General features: G+C 59.1%; 18 protein-coding genes. 17 read left to right on the forward strand and 1 reads right to left on the reverse strand.

What is annotated here, in order from left to right; genetic code table 11:
- Nucleotides 1–66: 66 nt before the first annotated feature.
- On the forward strand, nt 67–840 hold the full coding sequence (locus tag C7820_RS27895) for an SDR family NAD(P)-dependent oxidoreductase (protein WP_116233797.1): 774 nt from the start codon (nt 67–69) through the stop codon (nt 838–840).
- 241 nt (nt 841–1,081) lie between these two features.
- Here C7820_RS27895 and C7820_RS27900 read toward each other — a convergent pair whose 3' ends face one another.
- The gene (locus C7820_RS27900) at nt 1,082–1,516 is read right to left on the reverse strand and encodes a ferritin family protein (protein ID WP_116233798.1); all 435 of its coding nucleotides are present in this window, start codon (nt 1,514–1,516) and stop codon (nt 1,082–1,084) included.
- Nucleotides 1,517–2,152: 636 nt separating this feature from the next.
- Here C7820_RS27900 and C7820_RS27905 point away from each other — a divergent pair.
- From C7820_RS27905 to C7820_RS27980, 16 genes are all read left to right on the forward strand, one after another.
- Entirely contained in the window at nt 2,153–3,175 is a 1,023-nt protein-coding gene (locus C7820_RS27905) for a LacI family DNA-binding transcriptional regulator (protein ID WP_116233799.1), read from the forward strand.
- Between the two features lie 22 nt (nt 3,176–3,197).
- Entirely contained in the window at nt 3,198–4,070 is an 873-nt protein-coding gene (locus C7820_RS27910) for a carbohydrate ABC transporter permease (RefSeq protein WP_076173788.1), read from the forward strand.
- A 14-nt stretch (nt 4,071–4,084) separates the two neighbouring features.
- Nucleotides 4,085–4,906, forward strand: coding sequence for a carbohydrate ABC transporter permease (locus C7820_RS27915; RefSeq protein ID WP_116233800.1), 822 nt, complete (start codon nt 4,085–4,087; stop codon nt 4,904–4,906).
- Between the two features lie 174 nt (nt 4,907–5,080).
- Nucleotides 5,081–6,388, forward strand: a complete 1,308-nt coding sequence (locus C7820_RS27920) for an ABC transporter substrate-binding protein (protein WP_163881146.1) — start codon at nt 5,081–5,083, stop codon at nt 6,386–6,388.
- A gap of 98 nt (nt 6,389–6,486) precedes the next feature.
- Nucleotides 6,487–7,740: an amidohydrolase family protein gene (locus tag C7820_RS27925; protein WP_116233802.1), complete on the forward strand. Its 1,254-nt coding sequence runs from the start codon at nt 6,487–6,489 to the stop codon at nt 7,738–7,740.
- A 54-nt stretch (nt 7,741–7,794) separates the two neighbouring features.
- Nucleotides 7,795–9,846 (forward strand): YyaL domain-containing protein, encoded by a 2,052-nt coding sequence (locus tag C7820_RS27930; protein ID WP_116233803.1) that lies wholly within the window; start codon nt 7,795–7,797, stop codon nt 9,844–9,846.
- 388 nt (nt 9,847–10,234) lie between these two features.
- A complete protein-coding gene (locus C7820_RS27935) occupies nt 10,235–11,623 on the forward strand; it encodes a sedoheptulokinase (protein ID WP_181909219.1) in 1,389 nt (462 codons plus the stop codon).
- A 7-nt stretch (nt 11,624–11,630) separates the two neighbouring features.
- Nucleotides 11,631–12,353 carry an aspartate/glutamate racemase family protein gene (locus tag C7820_RS27940; protein ID WP_116233805.1) on the forward strand — a complete coding sequence of 241 codons (723 nt, stop codon included), beginning with the start codon at nt 11,631–11,633 and terminating at the stop codon, nt 12,351–12,353.
- Between the two features lie 120 nt (nt 12,354–12,473).
- Nucleotides 12,474–13,403: a class II fructose-bisphosphate aldolase gene (locus C7820_RS27945; protein WP_116233806.1), complete on the forward strand. Its 930-nt coding sequence runs from the start codon at nt 12,474–12,476 to the stop codon at nt 13,401–13,403.
- A gap of 51 nt (nt 13,404–13,454) precedes the next feature.
- Nucleotides 13,455–15,884: an alpha-mannosidase gene (locus tag C7820_RS27950; protein WP_116233807.1), complete on the forward strand. Its 2,430-nt coding sequence runs from the start codon at nt 13,455–13,457 to the stop codon at nt 15,882–15,884.
- A gap of 1 nt (nt 15,885) precedes the next feature.
- On the forward strand, nt 15,886–16,551 hold the full coding sequence (locus C7820_RS27955; RefSeq protein WP_116233808.1) for a class II aldolase/adducin family protein: 666 nt from the start codon (nt 15,886–15,888) through the stop codon (nt 16,549–16,551).
- Nucleotides 16,548–18,077 (forward strand): four-carbon acid sugar kinase family protein, encoded by a 1,530-nt coding sequence (locus C7820_RS27960; protein ID WP_116233809.1) that lies wholly within the window; start codon nt 16,548–16,550, stop codon nt 18,075–18,077. The genes C7820_RS27955 and C7820_RS27960 overlap by 4 nt, the downstream gene beginning before the upstream one ends.
- Entirely contained in the window at nt 18,061–18,690 is a 630-nt protein-coding gene (locus tag C7820_RS27965) for a D-sedoheptulose-7-phosphate isomerase (protein ID WP_105444281.1), read from the forward strand. Before C7820_RS27960 ends, C7820_RS27965 begins: the two co-directional genes overlap by 17 nt.
- Nucleotides 18,687–19,700 carry an ROK family protein gene (locus tag C7820_RS27970; protein ID WP_116233810.1) on the forward strand — a complete coding sequence of 338 codons (1,014 nt, stop codon included), beginning with the start codon at nt 18,687–18,689 and terminating at the stop codon, nt 19,698–19,700. The genes C7820_RS27965 and C7820_RS27970 overlap by 4 nt, the downstream gene beginning before the upstream one ends.
- Before the next feature lie 179 nt (nt 19,701–19,879).
- On the forward strand, nt 19,880–22,051 hold the full coding sequence (locus C7820_RS27975) for a Sip1-related alpha-galactosidase (protein ID WP_181909220.1): 2,172 nt from the start codon (nt 19,880–19,882) through the stop codon (nt 22,049–22,051).
- 46 nt (nt 22,052–22,097) lie between these two features.
- Nucleotides 22,098–25,673, forward strand: a complete 3,576-nt coding sequence (locus C7820_RS27980; protein WP_116233812.1) for an FAD-dependent oxidoreductase — start codon at nt 22,098–22,100, stop codon at nt 25,671–25,673.
- Nucleotides 25,674–25,703 lie beyond the last annotated feature (30 nt).

Below are 25,703 nucleotides of genomic sequence, written 5' to 3' on the forward strand. Positions count from 1 at the left end.
GCATTTCACTTATGTTAACAGGTGTTTTATGATCAGACATATGCATTTTGATTGGAGGGATATAGCGTGGTCAACGTCAACTTCGATTTAAACGGAAAGGTGGCTATCGTTACCGGTGCCGGCCGCGGGATCGGAAAAACGATTGCTGAGGGGCTTGCTCAGGCGGGAGCGGATGTCGCGTTGACTGCCCGGACCGAGGCCGAGGTACTTGCAGCGGCTCATGAAATTAGCGTTGCTACCGGACGGCGTGCGCTCGGCATCGCTTGCGATGTTACCGATAAGCGTTCCGTAGACTCGGCCGTTCAGCAAGTGGTGGAAAGATTCGGGAAAATCGACATACTGGTCAACAATGCCGGGACAAACGTTCGCCATTCCGCTTTTGAGCTCAGTGAGGAAGAATGGGACTTCGTCGTCGACACCAACTTAAAGTCCGTTTTTCTTATGTCCCAAGCGGCAGGTAGCCATATGATTGAACGCCAAAGCGGCCGTATCGTAAATATCGCTTCCGTGGCATCGGAACTAACGCTGTCATTCTCAACGGCATATGGGCCCAGCAAAGCGGCTGTCGTGCAATTGACAAAACAGCTGGCCAGCGAGTGGGCCCGATATGGCGTTACCGTCAATGCGGTTAGTCCTTGGTTTATCCGGACTTCTCTTAACGCAGAAGCCCTCGACGATCCGGATAACCAGAAGATGATTGAACAGCGGACGCCAATGGGAAGGTATGGCCGTTTGGAGGAAGTGGTCGCTCCCGTTCTGTTTTTTTGTTCCGAAGGAGCGGGATACGTTACGGGGCAAAATTTATTTGTTGATGGAGGCGTTACGCATTACGGGGTGTAGGAGTACAAAAGGACTGGCCGGATAGCACAAATATCCTTCAATCCCAATTTCGCATCTAGTTTGGCATGTGGTTTTAATAAATATAAATGGCGCCATAGGGACAGATCCCTGTGGCGCCATTTTGGCTTGCGGTTCTTTCAAGCAACCAGCATCTCTATGCAAGTGTTACGTGCGCTCTGATCGAGGGCCACAGACCCGGCAAGCGTTTGGCTTATCTTTTTGTGTCCTTTCGCCCCAACGGTTATTCCCTGGCCTGCTTTGTAATAAAGTACAAAAACCAAACGGCGTGGTTCTGCTCATCGGCGGCTGCCCTGAGGAAGGCCTGCTTCACGGCCGGATCGGATGCCCGGTCGGCGGCTTCATGGTAGAAGTCCACCGTGTTCTGTTCGTCCTTGAAGGCAAAGTGGAGGCCATCCCGGTAGACGGAGGGGCAGGGCTCATTGATGACAGGTCCCGGCTGTCTTCCGGTCAGGGATGTGTACAGCCCGGCAAACGTTTGATAGTGTCTGATTTCGTCTTTACGGATCTCCATGATCTGTGTGCGTTCTTCTTCGCTTGGCGCCGCACCCGCCAGCCGTTCATAGCAGGCGATGGCGGAGTATTCTCCGTTGATGGCTTTCTCGAGATCGGCGATGGATGAGGCCGGAGCCCGATAGTCCCACGTATAGTAATACATCCTTGGTGTATCTCCCTTCGCAAATATAGGCTTTTCTTCACCCTATTCAGCTTCTTGGGCAAATGTCATTCATTTAGGAAAAAATCGTGGGGAGGGACAATGATAAGCCGCCACCCATAAAAAGGATATTTTTTATTTTTGAAATACCCGTTGACACCCCATCCTGGAAGCGCTATTATAGACCCATCTTAATCAAGTTGTTGCACCAAAACGGGAACGTTCCCAAAATTTTCATCGGTTTTGATCCGGTCATTCGGCTTCATGTGAGATCCTTTCTCGTTCACATGAGCTCTGATGAAGCAAAGATGAGAGAGGCATTTCCTTCGTTTTGGGAACGTTCCCAAAATGGAACTGGCAGTGGAGGATGGAGGACCGTGACGGAACCTTTTTCAAGACGGGTACCTTATAAGAGGCTGTTTGGATAGCTCTAAGACGGGGGACAGACAACCGACTGCTAGTGCCGTGAATCCTTCCGGTAAAGAAACGGCAGCTTCTGCCAAACATGTCCTTTTCTTGGACCTGGGCTGTCTGGTAAAATGGGAACGTTCCCAAAAATGGTATTCGTGCTGTATCTTGCCATCGATTCCGCATCAGCGGGATAGGCAAGTGAAGGGGCCGAAACATGGGAAACGATACATGGAGAGAGTGATAACAGTGGGTCCAACCATTCACGATGTCGCCAGATTGGCAGGAACAAGCAAAAGCACCGTGTCCCGTTACCTGAACGGGCAGCAGGTTAAAAAAGCAACGCAGGAAGCGCTGGAAAAAGCCATCAAGGAGCTGAATTTCCACCGCAATGCCAACGCCCGCAGGCTGGTGCTTGACCGGACGAACAGCATCGCGGTCGTCGTCGACAACATTTCGAATATTTTCTATTCCGGCATCATCCGGGGCATTGAGGGAGTAGCCAATCTGAAGGGATACAATTGCACCTTCCTGAGCTGGACTTCCAATTATGCCGAAGAAATATCCTTTCTCAACCTTCTGTACGAAGGGCAGGTCGACGGAGTGATCCTGGTGAGCTTCCAAAAGCGCAAAGACGAAGACCTGGAGAGAATCAGGGACTCGCAGTATCCGATCGCGCTGATCGGGGATCACGGCGGCAAGGACGGCATCTTCGCGGTCGACGTGGACAATGCGGCGGGGGTCTACGATATCGTCGGATACTTACACAGCCTGGGCCACCGGGAGATCGCATACATTTCCGGACCGCAGCATGCCGCAGCGAACCAGCATCGTTTTAACGGTTATTTACAGGCGATGGAAACGCTTGGGTTAACCTACCGTCCGGAATGGGTGGTGGAGTCGGACTGGAGCAGCCAAGGCGGATATCAGGCCATGCAGCAGCTGCTGGAGCGCAAAGGCTTCTCGGCCGTTATCGGCTCCAACGACGAAGCGGCAACCGGGGCGCTGCGGGCCATCCAGGAGCACGGGCTGAACGTGCCCAAGCAGATGTCGGTTGTCGGGTATGACGACATTTCGATCTCGGAATGGGTGTACCCGTCGCTGACGACGGTGCGACAGCCCTTTGAAGCCATCGGCCGAAAAGCGGCGGAAGGATTGTTTCAGCAAATCGAAGGCGTCCAGGACAAGCGAGAGGAAGCGATCCATCTGCTGAAGCCGAAGCTCATCGTCCGGGACTCTTGCGGAACCAAGTAAAGTGTAAAAAGGGGTGAATACGATGGGCTCCAAGGTCAACAGGTCATTTTACGGTTACATCTTTGTGGCGCCTTTCTTCATCGGCTTTGCCGTATTCGGACTGATGCCGATTCTGTACACGCTCTACCTCAGCTTCATGAAATGGGACGGATTTTCGGATCCGGTCTATGTGGGGCTGGCGAATTATTCGCGGCTGCTGCACGACAGCTTCTTTTATCAGACGATAGGCAACACGCTTATTATCTGGATTCTATCCAACGTTCCCCAGCTCATCTTGTCGGTGCTGCTCGCGCTGGTGCTGAATGAGCGTTTTATCCGGGGCAAGCATTTCTTCCGGGCGGTCTATTTCTTTCCTCACATCATTACGCCGGTCACGCTGGGGGTCATCTTCTCCCTCATGTTCGACTGGCAGACCGGGACGATCAACAAGCTGCTCATGAGTCTGGGGATCATTCACGATCCGGTCAACTGGTTTAACAGCCCATGGTGGTCCAGAATCATCGCATCGGGGGTCATCTGCTGGCAGTACTTCGGGTTTAACATGATCGTCTTTATCGCCGGACTTCAGGGCATTCCGAGAGAAGTGTATGAAGCCGCGGAAGTGGATGGGGCGACCAAAAAGCAGACGGCGATGCACATTACGCTGCCGCTGCTCCGCCCGGTATTCCTGTTTGTGTTCATTACGTCGGTCATCGGCGGCCTGCAGCTGTTTGATGCGCCGCTCATGCTCGGAGACGGGCCGGGCAACTCTTCCAGAACGATGGTCATGTACTTATATGAAACGGCTTTCAAAAACTTTGATTACAGCTACGGGGCGGCGGTCGCCTACGGAATATTCTTTGTGGTCATGTTCTTTACGGCCATTACGGCCAAAGCGTCGAAGCTGAAGGATTAAGGAGGTCCACCTTCATGGCTAAAATACTTACCCGAGGCATTCTGTACCTCTTTCTCATCGCCGTGGCGGCGACATGCCTGCTGCCCTTTTACAGCATGATCATAACGTCGACCCATGCCAACTCGGATATCGCGCGCAAGCTGCTGCTCATTCCGGGAGACCAGTTCCTCGACAACTACGCGAGGCTGAAGGACACAGTCAACATTTGGCGGGGCTTCGGGAACACCGTCCTGATTACCGTCACATCGACGATCATTAACGTGTACTTTGCGGCGCTGGCCGGGTACGGCTTCTCGAAATACAACTTTAAGTACAAAAACGTACTGTTCCTGTTTGTGCTCGGCACGATGATGATTCCGGGCCAGCTCGGCATCATCGGTTTTTTCAAGCTGATGGATTCGCTGAACATGCTGAACACCTACTGGCCGCTCATTTTGCCTTCGATCCACAACGCCTTCGGAATTTTCCTGATGAGGCAATTCGCGGATTCCTCGGTGCCGACGGAAATCATCGAATCGGGACGGATGGACGGGTACGGTGAATGGCAGATTTTCAACCGGATCGTGTTGCCGATCATGAGTCCGGGGCTTGCGACGCTGGGAATCTTCGCTTTTATCGGCAAATGGAACGATTTTCTCACGCCGATGATCGTCCTCTTCGACAACAACCTGCAGACGCTGCCGGTCATGATCGCGAGCCTGAAGTCCCAGTTTACATCAGACTTTGGCGCACAGTATGTGGGCATCGTGATTGCAGTTATGCCGATCCTCGTCTTCTTCTCGTTCATGTCCAAACGGATTATCGACGGCGTGGCGGCGGGAGCGGTCAAAGGCTGACCCGTCGGAGCAGGCTATCCACGTCGGTTTGACTTTCAGATTCCAGGGAAAGAGGTGATGACCGGGAAACGGCGCGGTGACCGCCAGGATAACACAGTCAATTGAAAGCGTTCTACAAATTGCGGACAGATGTTACGCATGCACTTCAATCACGACCAAAAGGGGAGATCGGTTTTGAAAACGAAGAAATGGCTGATGATGGTGCTGTCCGTCCTGCTGGTCGGCAGCATGCTGGCCGGATGCGGAAGCAAAGCTTCGGACAGCAGCGGTACGGCAAGCGGAGACGACTCGGGCAAAGCTGCCGAATCCGGCGAGCTTAAGGGCCACTTGGTCATCTGGACGTTCTTTGACCAGGTGAAGGACATGGCCGACCAGTTTCAGGCGAAAAATCCCGGCGTCACGGTAGACGTCAAAATGTTCCCGGGCGACCAATACCAGACGAAGCTGCTGACCGCGCTGCAGTCCGGCCGCGACGTTCCCGATATTTTCGACCTGGAGCGCGGGTATATCGGCAAATTCATCGATTCGAAGTTTTTGACGGACCTGTCGGCGATGGGCGCCGAGGATCTGGTGAAAGATTACATCCCTTACGTTCAGGAGCTGGGACGCTCCCAGGACGGTAAGCTGCGGGCGATTTCCGACCACTCTTCTCCGGGCGGCTTCTGGTATCTGCGCGATACAGCCAAGAAGTACCTCGGCACGGATGATCCCGACAAAGTCAGCGATATGGTCAGCTCGTGGGACAAAATCATTGAACTCGGCAAAAAGGTGGCAGCGGACAGCGGCGGCAAAGTGCATCTGATCCAAAACGCCGGTGACCTGTTCGATATTGAAGCCTACAACACCCAGCCGTGGGTGAAGGACGGCAAGCTGAACATCGATCCGAAATGGCAGACGATCTATCAGACGCAGCTGGATATCCGTAAAAACAACGTGGACGCCAAGCTTCCGTTCATGTCGGCGGGCTGGGGCAACGCGCTGAACGACGGCAGCGTCGTGCTGACTTCGATGCCGGCATGGGCCGGGTTTATGGTCGATAACAAGGACGACAAGGCCAAAGGCAAGTACGGCGTAGCCAAAACGCCGGAAGGCTTCTACTCTGGCGGAACGTACCGCGGCATCTACGAAAAATCCAAGAACAAGGATCTGGCGTATGAGTTCATCAAATATATCGCCGGCGAGGAATGGCAGCAGCACAACCTGGAGAAAACGGGCAATATGCCGGGCAACAGCAAAGTGTATGAAGCCAACCTGGATACATTTAAATCCCCGCTGTTCGGCGACGAAAACGTCTTGAAGCCATATTACGAAACCGTCGTGAAAATTCCGGCAGCCAAAGCGGATAAGTACGGCGAGGAAATTTTGAGCAAGTGGAGAAAGGTCGCCAGCGACGGCATAACGAACAACCGCAGCTTTGACGACGTCGTGACCGATTTCAAAAAAGAAGTGAAGAACGCTTTCCCTGAGCTGAATGTGGACTGATCGCCCGGTCAAGGGCAGAAACGACAGATAAATAGACGCGGCTGCTGTTCGGATGAGAAGAGGAGCAGCCGCTCCATTTTTGGAAGGAGAAAGGCCCGATGAGCAGCATACATGATTATATCAGCGAACTACGGATCATCGACGGACACGAGCATTTGGCGACTCCGCAGATCAGACAAAGAGAGCAGCAGGATTTTTTCTCCCTGATGCATTACCTGGATTCCGACTTCATTACGGCGGGGATGCAGCGCGGGGCTTTAAGCGGCCGGCTGCGCAGCGACGAAGAGAAAGCGGCCACCTTCTTGCAGTACTGGCAGCGCGCGAACAACACCACGTACGCAAACATGTTCCGGACGGCCATGAAGGACCTGTACGGCTTTGAAGATTGGACGGTCCAAGGCATCCTGGAGGTTAATGATAAAGTTAAGGCGGCGACGAATAACCCGGACTGGTACCGGGAGGTGCTGTACGAACGATCAAAAATTGACCTGGCGTTCACGCTGATCCAAACCACGCAATTGGATTTCGAATTGTTCCGGCCGATCATGTTTTTGGATTTTATCTTTAAACTTCGAACACTCAAGGATATTCACGACGTGGAAAACGCTGCAGGGATGCATGTGCATTCGTTCCCGGGCTATCTCGAAGCAGTGGATGCCTTATTGCATAGATACAAACAGGAAGGGATGGTCGCGACGAAGCTGGGCCATGCGTATTGGCGGAGCCTCGCCAGCACCAAGCCGACGTTCCACGAAGCGGAGGTCGTCTTCAACCGGCTGCTGGGCTATACGCTGGAGGACGGGCTGTCGAAGGAAGAGACGCTGGCGCTGCAGGACTACCTCATTCATTTCATCATCCAGCGTTCCATCGCCTATGAGCTGCCGATCCAGATTCACACCGGCCATCATGAATCGAGCGTGTCCGGCAACGGCAACATCCTGACCAACTCGAACGCAGAGCTGCTGCTGCCGCTGCTGGCGCAGTACCGGGACGCCAAATTCGTCCTGCTGCACTGCGGTTTTCCTTACCATCAATCGTATTTGAGCATTGCGAAAAATTATCCGAACGTTTACACCGACTTTACCTGGGTGCATATCATCTCGCCGACGATCGGCAAGCAAATTCTGCATCAAATGATCGAGATGGTGCCGCAGTCCAAGATCCAGGGATTCGGGGGCGACTACAACCATATCGAAGGAACCTACGCGCACCTGAAGCTGGTACGGAACCTAGTGGGCGACGTGTTAACCGAGAAAGTTCAGGAGGGCAGCATGACGGAACAGGCGGCGATGGAATTCGCCAAGCGCATTTTCCGGGACAACCTGATCGAGATATACCAGCTGGATATGTAATGTAGAAAAGTTTCCGGAAAAAGCAGGCTATTGGAAGAAAGGCGGGAGTCAATCGTGGGATGGAAGGCAGAAGCAGACGGTGGTGAGCGTTACGTACTGAACGTGTATCGGCCCGGTGAGGAACAGGGGGAGGCTGCGCTGCGGTTCGGTCATTTGATCGAAGCATGGAGCCCGCTGGACGGGTCAACCTTGGAGGTTCCGATCGAGAGGGTGGATGCCTGGATGGATGGAGGGCTGGCGATGTCCGGCTCTTCGGGCGAATTTGCTGCCGAAGCGAAATGGGAAGCGGTGAAGGACAGCTGTGGCGGCTACGACGTCACCCTTCATTTAACGTATAACGGGAACGTTCCCAAAAATATGGGGCTGACGCTGCGGGCAGAGGTAATCGGCCCGGGGAAGCCGGACTGGATGATTCCCGGCGCCTTCTATAAGGAAAATCGTTTTGAGAAAAATTTGCGGCGCTATCCCCGCTATGACTACCGAGGTGGAGACCCCGGGCAGATGGTATCGGATTATTGGTCCTTCCGCTCGGACCGGGCGGCGCTGCCGGCGGTGTTTGCCTGGAATGACGACCTGTGCGGCGCGCTCTGCACGGAAGAAATGTCGGAGCTGGGCCTGACGGGCCTCGGCTTCCGGGGCAACGCGGACGGAACGGCGGTCTGGCTGAACTTCCCTTACCGGGAGGAGCCGGTGACGTTCGTCGGCGAGCCGGTTCCGGCGCCTGCGGATCTGGCGTCCGCACGGTTTGAGCCGGGGCAGCAGGTGACGCTGCATTACCGGGTGTATACGGCGGCCGGCGATCCCCACGCGTACGACCCGTTCGTGCGCCGGATGTACCGGCTGCATGCCGAGGCCTATCCGCTCCGGCCTTGGATGGATCTGGACGAGGCGGCGCAGCTGACCGCCCACGGCCTGTATACGTGGCATTATCGTCCGGAGCACCGCATATTGTACGAAACGGCCGCGTTTGACCGCGAGCTGAACAACAACGTTAAAGGGCAGGGGGACCGCCCCCATATGCACGTAGGCTGGGTCAGCGGAGCGCCTTACGCGCATGCTCTGCTGCAGTACGGACGCAGACAGGGGATAGCCGAGTATACGGCCGCCGGCATGGACGTGCTGAGCAAAATCGCCGAAGGCTTGTCGCCGAGCGGCATTTTCTGGGCGTCCTGGATCGAGGGCCGGGGCTGGAACGCCGGCTGGAATCCGAAGCCCGATTGGCTGCAGGCGAGAACGGCGGCCGAGGCAACGCTGTTCATGGTCCGGGCGCTGGCCTTTGAGCGCGGGCAGGGAGCATCCCATCCGGACTGGGAGGCGGCGGCCCTGTCGAACCTGAACTTTGCGGCTTCCTGCCAGCGGAGCGACGGCAATTTCGGCTCCTATTACCATGCGGAGACCGGGGAGATCGAAGAATGGGACGGCGCCGGCGGCATGCTGTGGATCGCGGCGCTGCTCGAAGGCGCGGACTTGTTCGGGGAACCGCGGTTTGCGGAAGCCGCCGTGCGTGCCGGCAGCTATTACGAGAAGTTTATCAGGGATGAATATATATACGGCGCTCCGGAGGATGTGCATCTGACGCCGACCTCGGAAGACGCCTATAACGCCGTCGCCGCCTACGTGCTGCTGTACGAGTATGACCGGCAGCCGAAGTGGCTGGAGCTTGCATCCAGCGCGGCGGACTGGATGATGACGTTCCGCTGGACGTATAATCTGTGTTTCCCGCGCCACACCCTGCTGGCGCAGTACGATTTCCGCTCGCGCGGCGCGGATCAGGCGTCCACGTCGAACCAGCATCTTCACAACTACGGCCTGTTCTGCGTTCCGGAAATGCTGCGGCTGTGGAAGTATACCGGCGACCGGTATTACCTGGACCGCACCCGCGACCATATCGCCTGCTTCCTGCAGTTTATCGCGCGGGAGGACGGGGACTTCAACGCCTATAAAGGCATGGTCACCGAGCGTTATTACAACACGAACTGCTTCCAGCCCAAAGGAATGATGCTGACCCTGTCGCACTCCTGGTGCATCGGCTTGATTCTGTACGCGTCCCAAGAGGCGGCGGAATACGCAGCGGAGCTGGGGCTTAGCGAGCTGATTGAAGGCTGAAGGATCGGAGACCGAGGGACTGAAAACTGAAGGATTAAAAACTGAAGGATTAATACAGATCGAAAGACCGAGGGTTCAAACAGATCGAGAGACTGAAGGATCGAAGCAGATCTAAAGACTAATGGATCGAGAACAGATTCGAAGACCAAGGGATCGAATACTGAAAGCTGGTAGCTGGATACAAAAAACGCTGTCTGTTCCTTATGAAAATACGCCGGTAGACGTTCTTCATCCTATCGAAACCGCCTTCCAGCGAGACAAGGATTTCATAACCCAAAAGCGGATGGCTTGAAGGTGCCTAGCTTTATGCCCGCGAAAAAGAATAAGGAAATCCATGAAATCGCTTAGGCGAGATAAGATGCAGGACGAATACGGGAGGGGACAATGGATGTTATTTGCAGGAATTGATATCGGAACGACATCGATCAGCGCCGTGCTGATTTCGGCTGCGTCAGGCCGGGCGGTCCGCGTGGCAACTTGTCCGAACGATGCTTCGGTTCGTGGGGAGCGCAGCTGGGAACGGCTGCAGGATCCGCAGCGGATTATGGAGCAAGTCCGAGGGCTGCTTGCGGAATGCCAAGAGGAATGGCCGGACGTTGCCGCGGTCGGAATTTCCTGCCAGATGCACGGCATTCTTTATGTCAACGGAGATGGCCAAAGCGTCAGCCCGCTCTATACCTGGCAGGACGGGCGGGGAGACGAGCGGATGGAGGACCGGGATGCTTCTTACGCACGGTATCTTCGGGAAATCACGGGTTATCCGGCAGCCAGCGGCTACGGACTGGTCACGCACTTTCATCATGTGAAAAACGGGAACGTTCCCAAAGATGCGGTTTACTTATGTACGATCGGCGATTACGTGGCTATGCAGCTGACGGGCGCCGCCAAACCGCTCATGGATCCATCCAACGCGGCCGGGATCGGATTGTTCTCGGCGAGCCGGCACGGCTTTGATGAAGAAGCGCTGCGGCGGGCCGGGATAGATGCATCCATTCTGCCGCCCGTTTGCCAGGGTACGGAGCCGGCCGGTAGAACGCCGGACGGCAAGCCCGTAGCATGCGCGATCGGCGACAACCAGGCGAGCTTCCTCGGTTCGGTATCGCAGCTGGAGCGGACGCTGCTCGTCAACGTTGGGACCGGCTCGCAAATTTCCATTTACACGGACAACGACGTGTCTCCGGAGGAGTTGGATGCTGCGGCCGGCCTTGAAATCCGGCCGTTTCCGGGAGGCGGCTCGCTGCTGGTAGGCGCCCCCCTTAGCGGGGGCAAGTCCTACGCCATGCTGCTGGCGTTCTTTCAAGAGGTGGGCAGAGCCTTCGGCACGTCTCCGGATGAAGGCGAGATCTACGCGCGGATGAATGAATGGGCCCGGGAGGCGATTCGGCGCGGGGATGCACCGCTTCAGGTGCAGACCCAGTTCTACGGAACCCGGCAGGATCCGGGCCTTCGGGGGGCCATCCGCGGCATCGGGCCGGACAATTTCACGCCCGGCCATCTGGCCGCAGGCTTCCTGCAGGGCATGGCCGACGAGCTGATGCAGTACGTCGGCGCACTGCCGGCGGGGCAGCGCGGCAGCATCTCGGCCGCGGCGGGCTCGGGCAACGGCATCCGCCGGAACCCTCTCCTCCGAGAGATGCTGGAAGCGAAGCTCGGGCTGGCGCTCGAGCTTCCGCCCGGGGAGGAAGAAGCGGCCTATGGAGCGGCCGTGTACAGCGCAGCGGCGGCCGGATATTATCCCGATGTCCGGTCGGCGCTTAGCGAAATGAGGAAAGGGTGAACTTGCGATGGACATGGATACAGTCGATACAAGTACAACGCGCCAGCCGCAGGAATGGGGACGCTTCAAACTGGCGGTCATTCATACGACCCCGGTCACGGTCGATCCTTTAAGGGACCTGGCACAGCAGTTGATGCCCGGCCTCCGTGTCATCAATCTGGTGGACGACTCGATTCTGCCGGAGCTTGCGGAAAATGGCGGGGACGTCGAAGCCATCGCCGGGCGGTGGAAGCAGTATGCGCACATTGCGGAGCAGCAGGGCGCGGACTGCATCCTGAACGCCTGCTCTTCTATAGGAGAACTGTGCGCTGTCGTGCAGCCGGAGATCAGGGTACCGATCGTGCGCATCGACGAAGCGATGGCGGAGCATGCGGTGCGCTCCGCCGGCACCATCGGCGTGGCGGCCACGCTGGCCACGACGCTCGGGCCGACGCAGCGGCTGCTGCTGCAGCAGGCGGAGCGGCTCGGAAGAGAAGTCCGGCTGGTGCCGGAGGTGATCTCTTCCGCATACGAGCGCCTGCTGATCGGCGACCGGCAGGGCCATGACGAAGTGCTGGCCGAGGCGCTGGCCCGGATGGCCAGGTCGGCCGACATCGTCGTATTGGCCCAGGCGTCGATGGCGCGGGCGGTGGAAGGCCTGCCCCCGGAGGAACGGAGCCGCTTTCTGACCAGCCCTGCCTTCGGAATGGGGCGCGTGCGTGAGCAATTGTCGGCGAACAGAATGAGCTGAGCAGACTTCACTGAACAGATATAACAATAGAACAGACTTCACTGAACAACAGACTTAATGGACGGAAACAAGGTCCATTTTTCAGATTAACAAGAGAGTAGCGAGAGGAGTTTTTACCCTATGACGACCCAAGCAGGAGCTGCGGGCCGGCCCAACGTCCTGACGCTGAAGCAGGCCCTTCAAGCCGCCGAAGCCGGAAAGTACGCGATCGGTTCGTTTTCACCGCGCTATACGTCCATGATCGCCGCCGTTCTGGCGGCAGGGCAGGAGGCGGATTCGCCGCTGATCGTCCAGATTTCGCAGAAAGAGCTGATCCGGTACGGCATTACGCCGAAGGCATTTGCGGAGGAGTTCTACCGCCAGCTGGAGGTGCAGCAGATCACCGTTCCGGTGGTGCTTCACCTGGATCACACGAAGGACATGGCGGTCATCGCCGAGGCCATCGAAGCGGGCTTTACCTCCGTCATGATCGACGCGTCGGAAAAGCCGTTCGAGGACAACGTCCGCGAGTCCAAAGAAGCGGCCGACTATGCCCATGCCAGAGGCGTCTCGGTTGAAGCCGAGCTCGGCATGATCGGCACGACCGATTTCGTCGAGACGGAAACCGACGAAGAGCTGTACACCGATCCCGATGAGGCGGCGGAGTTCGTGCGGCTGACCGGCGTGGACGCCCTGGCGGTATCGTGCGGCACCGCGCATGGCGTCTACAACGTGAAGCAGCCGAAGGTCGACTATGCGCGCCTTGCGGCGATCCGGGCGTTGACCCCGGTGCATCTGGTGCTGCACGGCGGTTCGGGCGTTCCGGCCGACATGATGCAGCAGGCGTTCACCCTGAACGGGGGCGGCGTCAGCAAAGTGAATATCGCGACCGACCTGGAACTGTCACTGCTGGCAGCACTGGGCCGGGAAGAACGGATGACGGACGCGGAGTGCCGGGCACTGGCGCCGGATCAGCTGGCTGCCGGCCGCGACGCCGTCAAGCAGACGGTCATGAACAAGATGAAGAATTTCGTGCTGAGCGCCGGAAAGGCCGGACGCTTTTTCCAATAAACCGGATTCATCCTTACACCCAAGTAACCATGGATTGGAGCTGAACCACGTATGAAGGACAAAAAGCTGTACATGATCGGCAATGCGCATCTCGACCCGGTGTGGCTGTGGCAGTGGCAGGAGGGCTTCCAGGAAGCAAAAGCGACCTTCCGCTCGGCCCTCGACCGGATGAAGGAATCGGAGGATTTTATTTTTACGTCCAGCTCGGCGGCCATGTACGAGTGGATCGAAAACAACGAGCCAGCCATGTTCGAGGATATCCGCGCACGCGTCAAGGAAGGCCGGTGGAACATCGTCGGCGGCTGGTGGATCCAGCCCGACTGCAACATTCCGGGGGGCGAATCCTTCGTTCGCCAGGGCTTGTACGGCCAGCGTTATTTTAAAGAGAAGTTCGGGGTGACCGCCAAAGTCGGCTACAACGTCGACAGCTTTGGCCACAACGCCATGCTCCCGCAAATTTTAAAAAAGAGCGGGATGGACTACTACGTGATGATGCGCCCGATGCCGAACGAAAAAGGCCTGCCCAGCCGGCTTTTCTGGTGGCAGTCCGACGACGGGTCCAAGGTGCTGACGTTCCGCATTATGTTCGAGTACCTGTCCTGGGGCAAAGATCTGGAAAATCACGTACGCCGCTGCCTCGGCGAGTTCAAGGAACCGCTGAACGACTTGATGCTGTTCTACGGCGTGGGCAACCATGGGGGCGGGCCGACCAAGGAAAATATCGAGAGCATTCGGCGCCTGAACGAGGAGCCGGATCTGCCGAAGCTCGAGTTCGCTACGCCTGACCGCTACTTCAAGGACATGGAAGCTTCCGGACTTGATTTTCCGGTTGTGCACGACGACCTGCAGCATCACGCGAGTGGCTGCTATGCCGCGCATTCCGGCATCAAGCAGTGGAACCGCCAGGCGGAGAACCGGCTGATTGCGGCGGAGAAGTTCTCCGCGCTCGCTTCATGGATCACCGGGCAGCCGTATCCTGAGGAATTCACGCGTGCCTGGAAAAACGTGCTGTTCAACCAGTTCCATGACATCCTGGCCGGAACGAGCCTGGAACCGGCGTATGAGGACGCGAGATATTTGTTCGGAGAGGCGATGGCGATCGCCGACCGCTCGCTGAACTACGCGGTGCAGTCGCTGTCCTGGAACATCGGCATCGAGCAGGATGAAACGATGCGCCCGATCGTCGTGTTCAACCCGCACGCCTGGTCCAGCAAAGTGAACGTCGAGCTGGAGATTGGCGGAATCAAGGACAACAGCGTGCTGGTCGACGATACCGGCAAGCCGGTGCCGTTCCAGACCGTCAAGTCGCAGGCCGCAGCCAGAGGCCGCTACCGTCTGAGCTTTATGGCCGAACTGCCGCCGCTCGGATACCGGGTCTACAAGCTGTTCCTGGAATCGGCTTCGCTGAAGCCGGTCGGGGAGCCGATCACGGCCAGCGATCTCGTCTTGGAAAACAGCCGGCTGCGGCTGGAGTTCGACAAGGACACGGGCTTCATTAAAAGCCTGCGGGACAAGAAGCTGAATCATGAAGTGCTGCGGGGCGAAGGGGCACGGCCGGTCGTCATCGACGACACCTCGGATACATGGAGCCATGACGTGCTTCATTTTAACCGGACGGCAGGGCAGTTTAAGGCGGTGAGAGTGCAGCGCATCGAGCACGGGCCGGTCAAATCGGTCATCCGTGTGGTAAGCGAATACGGCAGTTCGCGGCTGGTGCAGGATTTTGCAATGTATCCGGACCGGGACCAAATCGACGTTCGCGTGACCGTGGACTGGCGGGAAAAGTTCAAAATGCTGAAGCTCGTCTTCCCGGTCAACTGCGTCTTCAGCCGGCATACGTACGAAATTCCTTACGGAACGATCGAGCGCGAGCATAACGGCGAGGAAGAGCCGGGTCAGAGCTGGGTGGACTATACGGGGATCGTTCCGGGATCCAACCGCGTGTACGGGCTGAGCCTGATGAATGACGCCAAGTACAGCTACAGCATCCACAACAAGGAGCTGGCCCTGACCGTGCTGCGCAGCCCGATTTACGCCCATCACGATCCATACGTGCCGGAGGCGGACGGCGAATATGCCTTTACCGACCAGGGCATTCAGCAGTTTAACTATTCGCTTCTTCCTCATGAAGAGGGCTGGGAGCAGGCAGGCACTGCGCGCCGGGCCGCGGAGCTGAACTGCAAGCCGGTAGCCATCATTGAAACGTATCACGAAGGAATGCTGCCGCAGACGGATTCGTACCTGTCGGTGGACCGGGACAACATCATCGTCAGCGCGGTGAAAAAAGCGGAGGATAACGATGATCTGATCCTGCGCGTGTATGAGACGGACAAAAAGGCGACGACGGCCGAAATCAGTCTCCCGAAATGGGAGCGCAGCATTCGTGCCGATTTCAAGCCGTCGGAAATCAAAACGTTCCGCGTGCCGGCGGACAAAAGCCTTCCCGTGACAGAAACCAGCCTCCTGGAGTGGGATCTGTAATATGGGCCGTTGCGAAGAGACGGCTGCCGAGCTGCGGGCGGCTGGAAAATTTATGATGGACACGGGGCTCGCCTGGGGCAATGCGGGCAACATCAGCGCCAGGCTGGATGATTCAAGCTTCCTGATCACGGCCACGGGAACGTTTCTGGGAGAACTGGGCGAAGGAGATTTCGCCAAGTGCTGTCTGGACGGCAGAGAGGCGCCGGCAGATGCCGGGCCCAAGCCGTCCAAGGAAGTGCCGATGCACCAGGCCGTGTATGACTTGCGGCCTGACGTGGGGGCGGTGCTGCACGCGTCGCCTTTTTACAGCACGCTGTTCGCCTGCGCCGATATTCCGCTCCCCTCCGGCTTGTTCGTGGAGACGATGTACTATCTGGAACGCGTAGAACGCGTCCGGTACGCCCATCCCGGCTCGCTGGATCTGGGGGAAGCGGTCAGGGAGAAGGCGAAGCAGGCCAACGTGCTGCTGCTGGAGCACCACGGGGTGCTGGTTTACGACACCAGCATCAAGGAAGCGCGGATGGCGCTGCAGACGCTCGAAATGGCCTGCCGGATGGTGATTGAATCCGGGAGCGCGGGCGTACGTCTGCAGGAGCTGCCGGATCCGGTCCGGCAGGACTTCCTGGAGCGCTCCGGCTACCGGCCGCGGAGGAGGTGGGACGGATGATCGGCGTCATTGCCGATGACATTACCGGCGCGAACGACATCGGCATCATGTTCGCCAAGGCGGGCTTGACGACGCATGTGTATCCGGCGGATGAGCTCCGCCACGGTCTGCCGGATCCGCAGCCAGATGTGCTCGTGGTGGACACGAACTCGCGGCTCGATACCGCGGATCAGGCTTACGCCAAGGTGTACACGGCTACCGTCGCCCTGCGCGCCGCCGGATGCACACGGCTGGTCAACAAAACGTGCTCGGTCTTCCGCGGCAACATCGGAGCGGAATTCGACGCCATGCTGGATGCGGTGCCCGCTGCGTTCGCGGTCGTCGTGCTCGGATTTCCGAAGAACGGCCGCGTTACGCTGGACGGCATCCATTATGTGCACGGCAAGCCGCTGGCCGAGTCCGAATTCCGGCATGATCCGGTGCATCCGATGCAGGAGTCGGAGCTGACGGCGATCCTGCAGGCGCAGACGGAGAGGAAGGTGGCGATGCTGCCGATCGGCGTGGTGGAGCAGGGCGCCGAAGTTCTGCGCGGGGAAATCAACCGGATGCGGGGCGAATGTGCCTACCTGATTCTCGACGTCCGCGATCAGCAGTCGCTGCGGATTATCGCCGAGGCGGTACTGGATGAGCCGCTGCTGTGCGGCAGTTCCGGCCTCTATGAGGAGCTCGCGCCGCTGCTGAAGCGTGCGGATGCGGACCGGGAAAGCTCAGATCGATCTACTGCCGGGCCAGAGGAGAACGCGGCCCTTTATCGTAGGGCTGACATGGGAGCAGATGAAGGAGAACGAACAGGGAAGAACTTGGCCTCTGCCGGGACCGGGCCGCATGGCGGGCAAGTTGATAGAGCCACTGCTGACCTTATTGAAAATAGCGGGTTACTGAGCAATGATGCAGACGCCTCGCAGGACAACGCAGGCTCAGCTGGTCATGCCACCCGGGGCGAAGGGGTGCTGCTCGCGGCAGGCAGCCTGATGCCGCAAACCGCGGCACAGATTGCTTGCGCCCGGGAGGCGGGTGTAACGATCATCGAGCTCGATTCCTTGCTGCTGCTGGAACCGGCGCGCAAGAACGGACACATCGCCGATGTCGTGCGGCGGGCCGGCGCGGAGCTGGCATCCGGACGCGATGTGCTGATCCATGCATCGAACGATGCCGGCAAGCTGGCGGCGACCCGCAAGCGGGCGGAGGAGCTCGGCCTGTCGGGTACGGTGCTCTCGCGCATCGTTTCGGATGAGCTGGCCGGCGCTGTAGCCGATGTCGCGGAGCGTACCGGTCAGCGCCGGGTCGTCATCGCCGGCGGGGAGACCTCTGCTGCCGTATGCGGCCGGCTGGGCATCACCGGGCTGCGGGTGCTGGAAGAGATTGAGCCGGGGCTGCCCTCCTGCATGTCGCTGGACGGCAAGGCGCTGCTGCTTGTGTTGAAATCGGGCAGCTTCGGCAGCCCGGAGTTTATCGTCAAAGCCATCGAACATTTGAAGGGAATGAACATCCATGGGGAGAGTGATTGCGATGAGCGCGATCTTTGAGCAGCTGTTTGCAAAATATCCGGATCTCCAGCCGTGCCGGGACGCGGTTTGGCAGGCGTACGAGGCGATGGAAGCTTCTTTTCGCCGGGGAGGCAAAATGCTCCTCGCCGGCAACGGCGGCAGCGCGGCCGACTGTGAGCATGTCGTGGGCGAGCTGATGAAGGGCTTTATGCTGAAGCGGACTTTGCCGCCGGCCGAACGCGATAAGATGCTCATTCACGGCGAGGAAGGCGCTTATATCGCCGACCGGCTGCAGGGTGCGCTGCCGGCCATCTCTCTCGTCAGCCAGAGCGGCCTGTCGACCGCGTTCATCAACGACGTTGCCGCCGATATGGCGGTGGCCCAGCAGGTGTACGGCTATGGCCGGCCGGAGGATACGCTGGTCGTGTTCAGCACGTCCGGCAACTCGGCGAATGTGGTTCGTGCCGTTCAGGTGGCCAAATCCCTCGGGATGACTACGATCGGCCTGACCGGCCGCACTGGCGGACGCCTGAAGGAGCTGTGCGACATTGCCGTCTGCGTTCCTTACGACGGCACGCCGGATATCCAGGAAAGGCATTTGCCGATTTACCATACGCTGTGCATGATGCTGGAGGAGGCATTTTTCGCATGAGCACACTGCTGGGAGGCCTCGATATCGGCGGAACGAAATGCGCAGCCGTGCTTGGCAGGGCGGAAGGCGACCGGATCGAAATCGTGGGCAAGCGCAGCTTCCCGACGCCGGACACGCCGGAGGAAGCGATGGCGTCGCTGTGCGGCGAGCTGGCCGGCCTGGCCGCTTCGGCCGGCGGGGGCGAGCCGCTCGCGGCCGTCGGCGTCAGCTGCGGCGGCCCGCTTGACAGCCGGCGGGGACGGATTCTCTCCCCGCCGAACCTGCCCGGCTGGGACGGCATCGACGTCCTCACGCCGCTCCGGGAGCGCTTCGGCGTACCCGCCGCGCTCCAGAACGACGCCAACGCCTGCGCCCTCGCCGAATGGCGGTGGGGGGCCGGGCGCGGGGCGTCCAGCATGATCTTCCTGACCTTCGGGACAGGAATGGGCGCGGGTCTGATCCTGAACGGAGCGCTGTATGCCGGCGCAAGTGACATGGCCGGTGAGGTCGGCCATATCCGCCTGGCGGAAGAGGGGCCGGTCGGCTACGGCAAGGCCGGCTCTTTTGAGGGCTTTTGCAGCGGCGGGGGCATCGCCCGCCTGTTTGCCGGTTTGAAGGAAGCGACGGCAGAGACTGCCGCGCGATCCTCCGCCGGTGCCGGAGGGATGGCCCCGCAACCCGGAGGGAGCGGGGAGGCTGCATGGACGGCGAAGGATGTGTTTGAGGCGGCTGCCGCCGGGGATGCGCTGGCGCGCCATGCGGTGGGCATCATCGGCCGCAAGCTCGGCCGGGGCCTGGCCGTCCTCGTCGATACGCTCAATCCGGAGCGGATCGTAATCGGCAGCATCTATGCGCGCCAGGAGCAGGTGCTCCGGCCGCTCGTGCTGGAGGAGCTGCGGCGTGAAGCGCTGCCGGGGACGCTCGCGGCCTGCCGGATTCTGCCGTCGGAGCTCGGCGAGCATGTCGGGGATGCGGCAAGCTTGTCCGTTGCGCTTCACGCGCTGGGGGAGCATGAACGAGGGAATAACTGATCCGGGAAACCGAAGGTGGATCCGGCGAACTTTTAACAGATGATAACAGGTTGATCATAACGTTTGTGATACAGGAATCGCGGCCTGAAGGCATGGAAGTCAGAGCCCTCAGGCCTTGTCGTATAGATAGTTGGAAATTGGCATGTTCGTCATTTTGGGAGCAGCAGGGGGAATCGTTGATGAGTATCGAAGGGCAAGGTGCGTTTCATTCCAGTGAAAACCTTGGGGAGGACGGCGTAGAGAAGGCTCTGCTCCGGCCGTTTGGCCTTTCCGTTCGGCTTCGGACGGAGACGGAAGCGGTTCGGCTGCAGCTGACAGGGTCGGAAACAGAGAAAGGTTCGACGGAACAGGGGATTTTTGAAGAAACCCGGTTTCACTACCGAAGCGAGGATGAGTCCATTCAAGCCCGGGTTTTTGTCCGCGAGAAGGCAGGCGGTACGATGCTGGTCTCCGTGGAAGCCGGCATCGCCAATGAAAATGATTTCGGCAAGCAGCGCTCGTTCGCAGGGGAGCATGCGGTCATGCTGACGCTGCGGCCCGCTGGACAGATCGAGGGGCTGATGGCCAACTACCAGCATAAGGACTGGTGGACCCGCCCTCATTTTGGCACCGATCTGGCCGGTTTGCCGGAGAAGATGCAGTCGGTGCTGTGGAAGACGGCAGGCGAATACGGCCACCTGCTGCCGGTGACAGGGCCGGTGTGGCGTGCGGATGCCGCCGGAGCCGAGGAAGGGATTACGCTTCGATTATCCGCTTATGAGGAAGGGCATACCCGGTGTGAAGCGCTGGTGTTTGCCTTTGCGGCCGGGAGCGATCCATACGATCTCGTCAAGCGCAATGTAGCTTCCGCACTGAAAGAGCTGGATTATCCGACGCTGCCGAGGGAGCAGAAGCCGTTTCCGGCGATGTTGGACAAGCTCGGCTGGTGCAGCTGGGACGCTTTTTACCATCAGGTCAACGAAGAAGGGCTGCTGGCCAAAGCCGCCGAGCTGCAGCAGCTTGGACTGCCGGTCGGCTGGGTGATGATCGACGACGGCTGGTCCGATATTTCTGCGGGCAAGCTGTCTTCCTTTGAAGCGGATCCCGTCAAATTTCCCGGCGGTTTGAAGCGTGCCGTGCATGCACTGAAGGAGCGGTACGGCATCCGCCACGTCGGGGTATGGCACACCATCGCCGGTTACTGGGGCGGCATACTGGAGGACAGCCCGATCGCCAGAACGTATGCGGACCATCTGTACCGGGTTCCCCGGGGCAATCTCATCCCTTATCCGGAAGCCGGCAAGGGCTTTGCCTTCTGGCATGCCTGGCACGGATTTTTGCGCCGCCAGGGCGTCGATTTCGTCAAGGTGGACAGCCAAAGTGCAGTTCTGAACTACCTGCAGGGACGTATGCCCATCGGCCAGGCTGCCGCGGCTGCGCACGAGGCGCTGGAGGCTTCGGTCGCGCTGCATTTTGACGGGACGATCATCAACTGCATGGGCATGGCGTCCGAAAATATATGGCACCGGCCGAAGTCGGCCGTTTCGCGCAACAGCGACGATTTTGTGCCGCAGGAGAAGCGCGGCTTTCCGGAGCATGCGCTGCAGAACGGCTACAATTCCTTTTACCACGGGGCTTTTTACTGGGGAGACTGGGATATGTACTGGTCCAAAAACCACGACGACGTGCAGAGTGCGGTGCTGCGTGCGGTGAGCGGAGGTCCGGTCTATATCAGCGACGCTCCGGGAAATACCGATCCGTCGCGCATCTGGCCTTTGATCTATGCAGACGGCACCGTCATCCGCTGCGACGAGACGGCCAATCCGGCCCCGGACTGCCTGCTGCTGAATCCGGCCGAAGAGCACGTTCCTCTTAAGCTGTGGAACCGGGCGGGCAGCGCAGGGGTTGTGGCTGCTTTTCATATCAGTGGGGATTCTGCTCAGGTTATGGGTTCGGTCGGACCGGCCGATGTGCCGGGACTCGGCGGCGGGGAATTCGCCGTGTACGACCATTTTGCCGGCAAGGGCTGGCTGATGCGCGCCGGCGAGCAGACCCCGATCCGCCTGGAGGAAGGAGGCTGCGCCATCTATGCCGTCGTTCCGGTTACGGGCAGCGTTACCCCGGTCGGGCTGGCCGACAAATACATTTCCCCGGCGGCGGTCGCCGGGTGTACTGAGGTAGGCAAGGTGACAAACGTCCGCTTGCGGGAAGGCGGCCGGTTCGTGTTTGCCTCCAAAACGGCGCCATTAAGCGTTAGCGCAAACGGCCTGGCGGTAAAGGCAACTCTGATCGGGGGCGAACCCGGCGATTTTTATGAGGTTATCTGCGGAGAGCCCGGTCAACCGGTGCACATCGAAATCGTCTCGGTGTAAAAGCCGCTATGGGGCGTATGAATAGCGGGAACAAGGAGGAGATCTGATGGAACTGTGGGTAGAAGCCACCCGGATTCCGCTGCTCGCGGTCACGGATACCGTCGTGCTCGGCGGATCCTTTGCCGGGATTGCTGCTGCGCTCGAGCTGGCTGCGGCCGGGCAGCGGGTGTGGGTTATCGAGCCGCGCACCTACATGGGGCGGGAAATGACCGCGACGCTTCGCCCATGGCTGAGGGCCGGCGGGGAACGCTGGCCTAAGCTGATCCGGTATGTGCTGGCCGGGCAGGAAACGACACTTGGCGGTCATGCAGACGGTCAGCATCCGGATCCCGCCGATCCGGGGGAGGTCACTGGCACCGGACGGGGTGAGGAGAACGCCCTGCATCCGGACCGGATCAAACGCAGGCTGGAGCAGGCACTGGAAGAGGCGGGGATCAGCATGCTGTACGCGACCCTGCCGGTCGCCATTGATAGAACGGCTGGCGGCATTTGCGGCATCATCGTGGCGAACAAATCCGGCCGGCAGCGCATCGGCTGCCGCCTGGTCGTCGACGCGACCGAAACGGCGCTGGCCGCGTCGCTGTGCGGGCATGACGTATCCCGTGCTTTGGATGCGTTTAGTGTGTTGAGCGGACAGGCATCTGCAGCGGACGCCCCTGATAAGTCAGGCAGAAAGACATTAGCGTCTGATCTGTCCACGTCCGGTGAGAATGAGCATCTTCGGAAACGCCTAGGACAGGGACAGAAGGGGTTGTTCAAACGTACCCTGGAATTCACAGGCGTGTCCGAAGCCGGGTTTGAAGGATCTGACAGCGTTGAAGGGTCCATGCTGCCTGTTCCTGCCGAGCTTGAGCTTGCCGGAAATACCGTTCTCCTTCACCAGGGTTACAGGGGGGCAGGTCACTGGCTTGTGGAATATGCGGTGGCGCTTTCTGCTGCAAATACGCTTGCGGCTGCCGGAAAGCGGGAGATGGACGCTCGTATGCAGGGCATGGCGCTGGCGGAGCACCTGCTGCAGCGGGAGCGGGCTTTTGACGGAGCGGTGCTGTGCGCTTCTTCGCATGAGTTGTCGGGGCCTTATCCGATGCCGGAATCTTCCGGGCAGGAGTCCTTTTTTGGGGCAGATTCGGGGAGGGAGCCAACCGTCGATCCTGCCGATTCTAGGCCGCCTGCAGAAGGGATGGAGATTTCAGCTGTGCCGATGCAGTCTCCCGCATCAGAATTCAGGCCGGTAGAACCCGGGATCTGGTCCTTGTTGTTGACTGCAACCGGGGACGATTTCGTATCCCTTCATGATCCGTGCGGAGCGGCCCGGCTGGGTGAACGGCTGGCTGAGCAAATCGTCCGGGAGTACGGTATGGAAAGCGGCAAAACAGGAGGCTTCGTGGAAGAAGCACGGAGAGGAACCGGAGTCATTGAATCCAAACAACGTGGCACACAGGAAATTGAAGCCCAGGATCCGTCTCAAGCGATTGCCCAAGAGGGTGCAGTTCCAGACGTGAATGGTGGCCGCCTTGCACAGGACGGGCCGAACAGCACGGCAGGGCTGACGGTTCGCATCCCTGCCTGGCTCGACGGCGAAGCGGGCATGGCTGCAGCGGAAGCGGCCGCCATGCCGGTTCCGGTTGCGGCGTCCGTGGACGTGCTCGTCGCCGGCGGCGGAAGCAGCGGAGCGTGTGCGGCGATCACCGCCGCCAAGGAGGATATGCGCACGCTGTTGGTTGATTTGAACCCGGGTCTTGGAGGAACGGGCACTTACGGCGGCGTGGACAGCTATTGGTTCGGGCGGAAGACGGGCTTTGCCGCCCGCATTCAGGATCAGGTTCTGGAGCAGCAGCGAAGGCTCCGCTACAAGGGAAACAAGTGGAGCATTGAAGCCAAGATGCACGCGCTGCTGGCGGAGGCGGATAAGCACGGTGCGGAGCTTATGTTGAACAGCATCGTATTTGGAGCGGTTATGGACGGCGCCAAAGCGTCCGGCCTGGTGGCGGCGACCCGTTACGGGCCTGCGGCGGTTCTGGCCCAGGCCGTCATCGACGCAACGGGCGACGGTGATGCCGCCGCCTGCGCGGGTGCGGAGCATGTATACGGCTCCGCCAGGGACCACACTGTCATGTGGTATTCCCTTGCACAGTACCGCTCGCCGGATAAAATCCAGAACAACTTTACCAGCATGGTGGACGTCTCGAACGTTCTCGATTACACCCGTGCCATTTTAGCGGGCAGAAGACGCGGCGGAGAATGCCATGATCACGGCATTTACGTCGCGACCCGCGAGAGCCGGCATATCCTCGGCGACGTCGTCATGAAGCTGTCCGATCAGCTGCTTCACCGGCGCTGGGAGGATGTCGTGAACATCCATTTCAGCAATCACGACGTGAAGGGCGTCAGCGGCGCCGACTGGGTCAACGTCGGCTTGATCCCGCCGAACCTGGAAATCGAGATCCCGTACCGGATGCTGCTGCCGAAGGGAATCGACGGCATGCTGGTCGCGGGCAAGGCGGTGTCGGCCACGCACGACGCCTTGCCCGCTATCCGGATGCAGGCGGATCTCGAGAACCTGGGCGGGGTTTGCGCCCTGGCTGCGGCGGCCGCGGTACGCTCCGGCTGCAGCCTGCGCGGTTTGGACGTTATCATGCTCCAGCGGCGATTGGCTGAAGAAGGCCTCCTGCCGGAAGGAATCCATGAGCGCAGGCTTGCACCGCTTCACTATAGCGAAACGGATCTGGAGCAGCTGGTCGGCAGCATTGAAGCCGACATGCCGCTGTACGCTTATGCCAACATGCGGATGGATGAGATTTACCGCGGAAGGATTCCATTCGCCGAAATCGTGTCGGCCGGACCGCGGATTGTCCCTTATCTCGAACGCGCTTTAATCCAGGCGAATGGAGCGCGTCAAATCCGTATCGCCCAGGCGCTGGCGATGGCGGGATCTTCTTCAGGTTCGGGGGTATTGATCCAAGCCTTGATGCAGGAGCTGAGGGGGCCGGAACTGCCGGTGCGAACGGCGAACATGATGTACGTGCAGCTTCCGCCGGACCACGGGGCCATGCCGGATGCAGCCTATCTTCTGTACTCGCTGGCCCAGACGAAAGACCCGGGGAGTATATCCGTATGGAAGCGGGTGGCGGAGCTGCTGCAGCCGGATGAGGAGGATTTTAAGGACAGCCGTAAGGGGATTTATTATTTCATTGATGCGGTTTGCCAAGGGGCAGAACGGCTTGCAGACCCTGCAGCCATTCCGGTGCTGAAGCAAATCCACCGCATTCCCGCCATTCACGGGCAGCAGTGCCATCATGGGTACCAGCCCGACTACTTCCTTGAACGCCGGGCGATGCTGGAGCTGTCCCTTGGCCGGGCGCTGGCGGCGTGCGGCAGTCCGGCCGGCTATGCGGTGCTGATCGGCTACTTGCCGGACATGCGCTCCCTGCTGTCCAAACAGGCGCATCTGATGCTTAAGCGGCTTAGCGGAAGGGATCTTGGCAAAGATCCGCTGCTTTGGAGCGGCTGGCTTGCCGCCGCAGGCCGTGAAATTCAGCCATGCTCCCTGGATATACCGCTGGATCTGGAGCAGGACAGCGAACGTGTGCTGCGGCAGTCCATGCCGTGGAATGTGCAATAAGGTTGGATGAAGCTAGGCATTGGAAGAACA

This window comes from Paenibacillus sp. VMFN-D1 (genome assembly GCF_003386155.1).
In the GTDB taxonomy this organism is placed as follows: Bacteria; Bacillota; Bacilli; order Paenibacillales; family Paenibacillaceae; genus Paenibacillus_AQ; species Paenibacillus_AQ favisporus.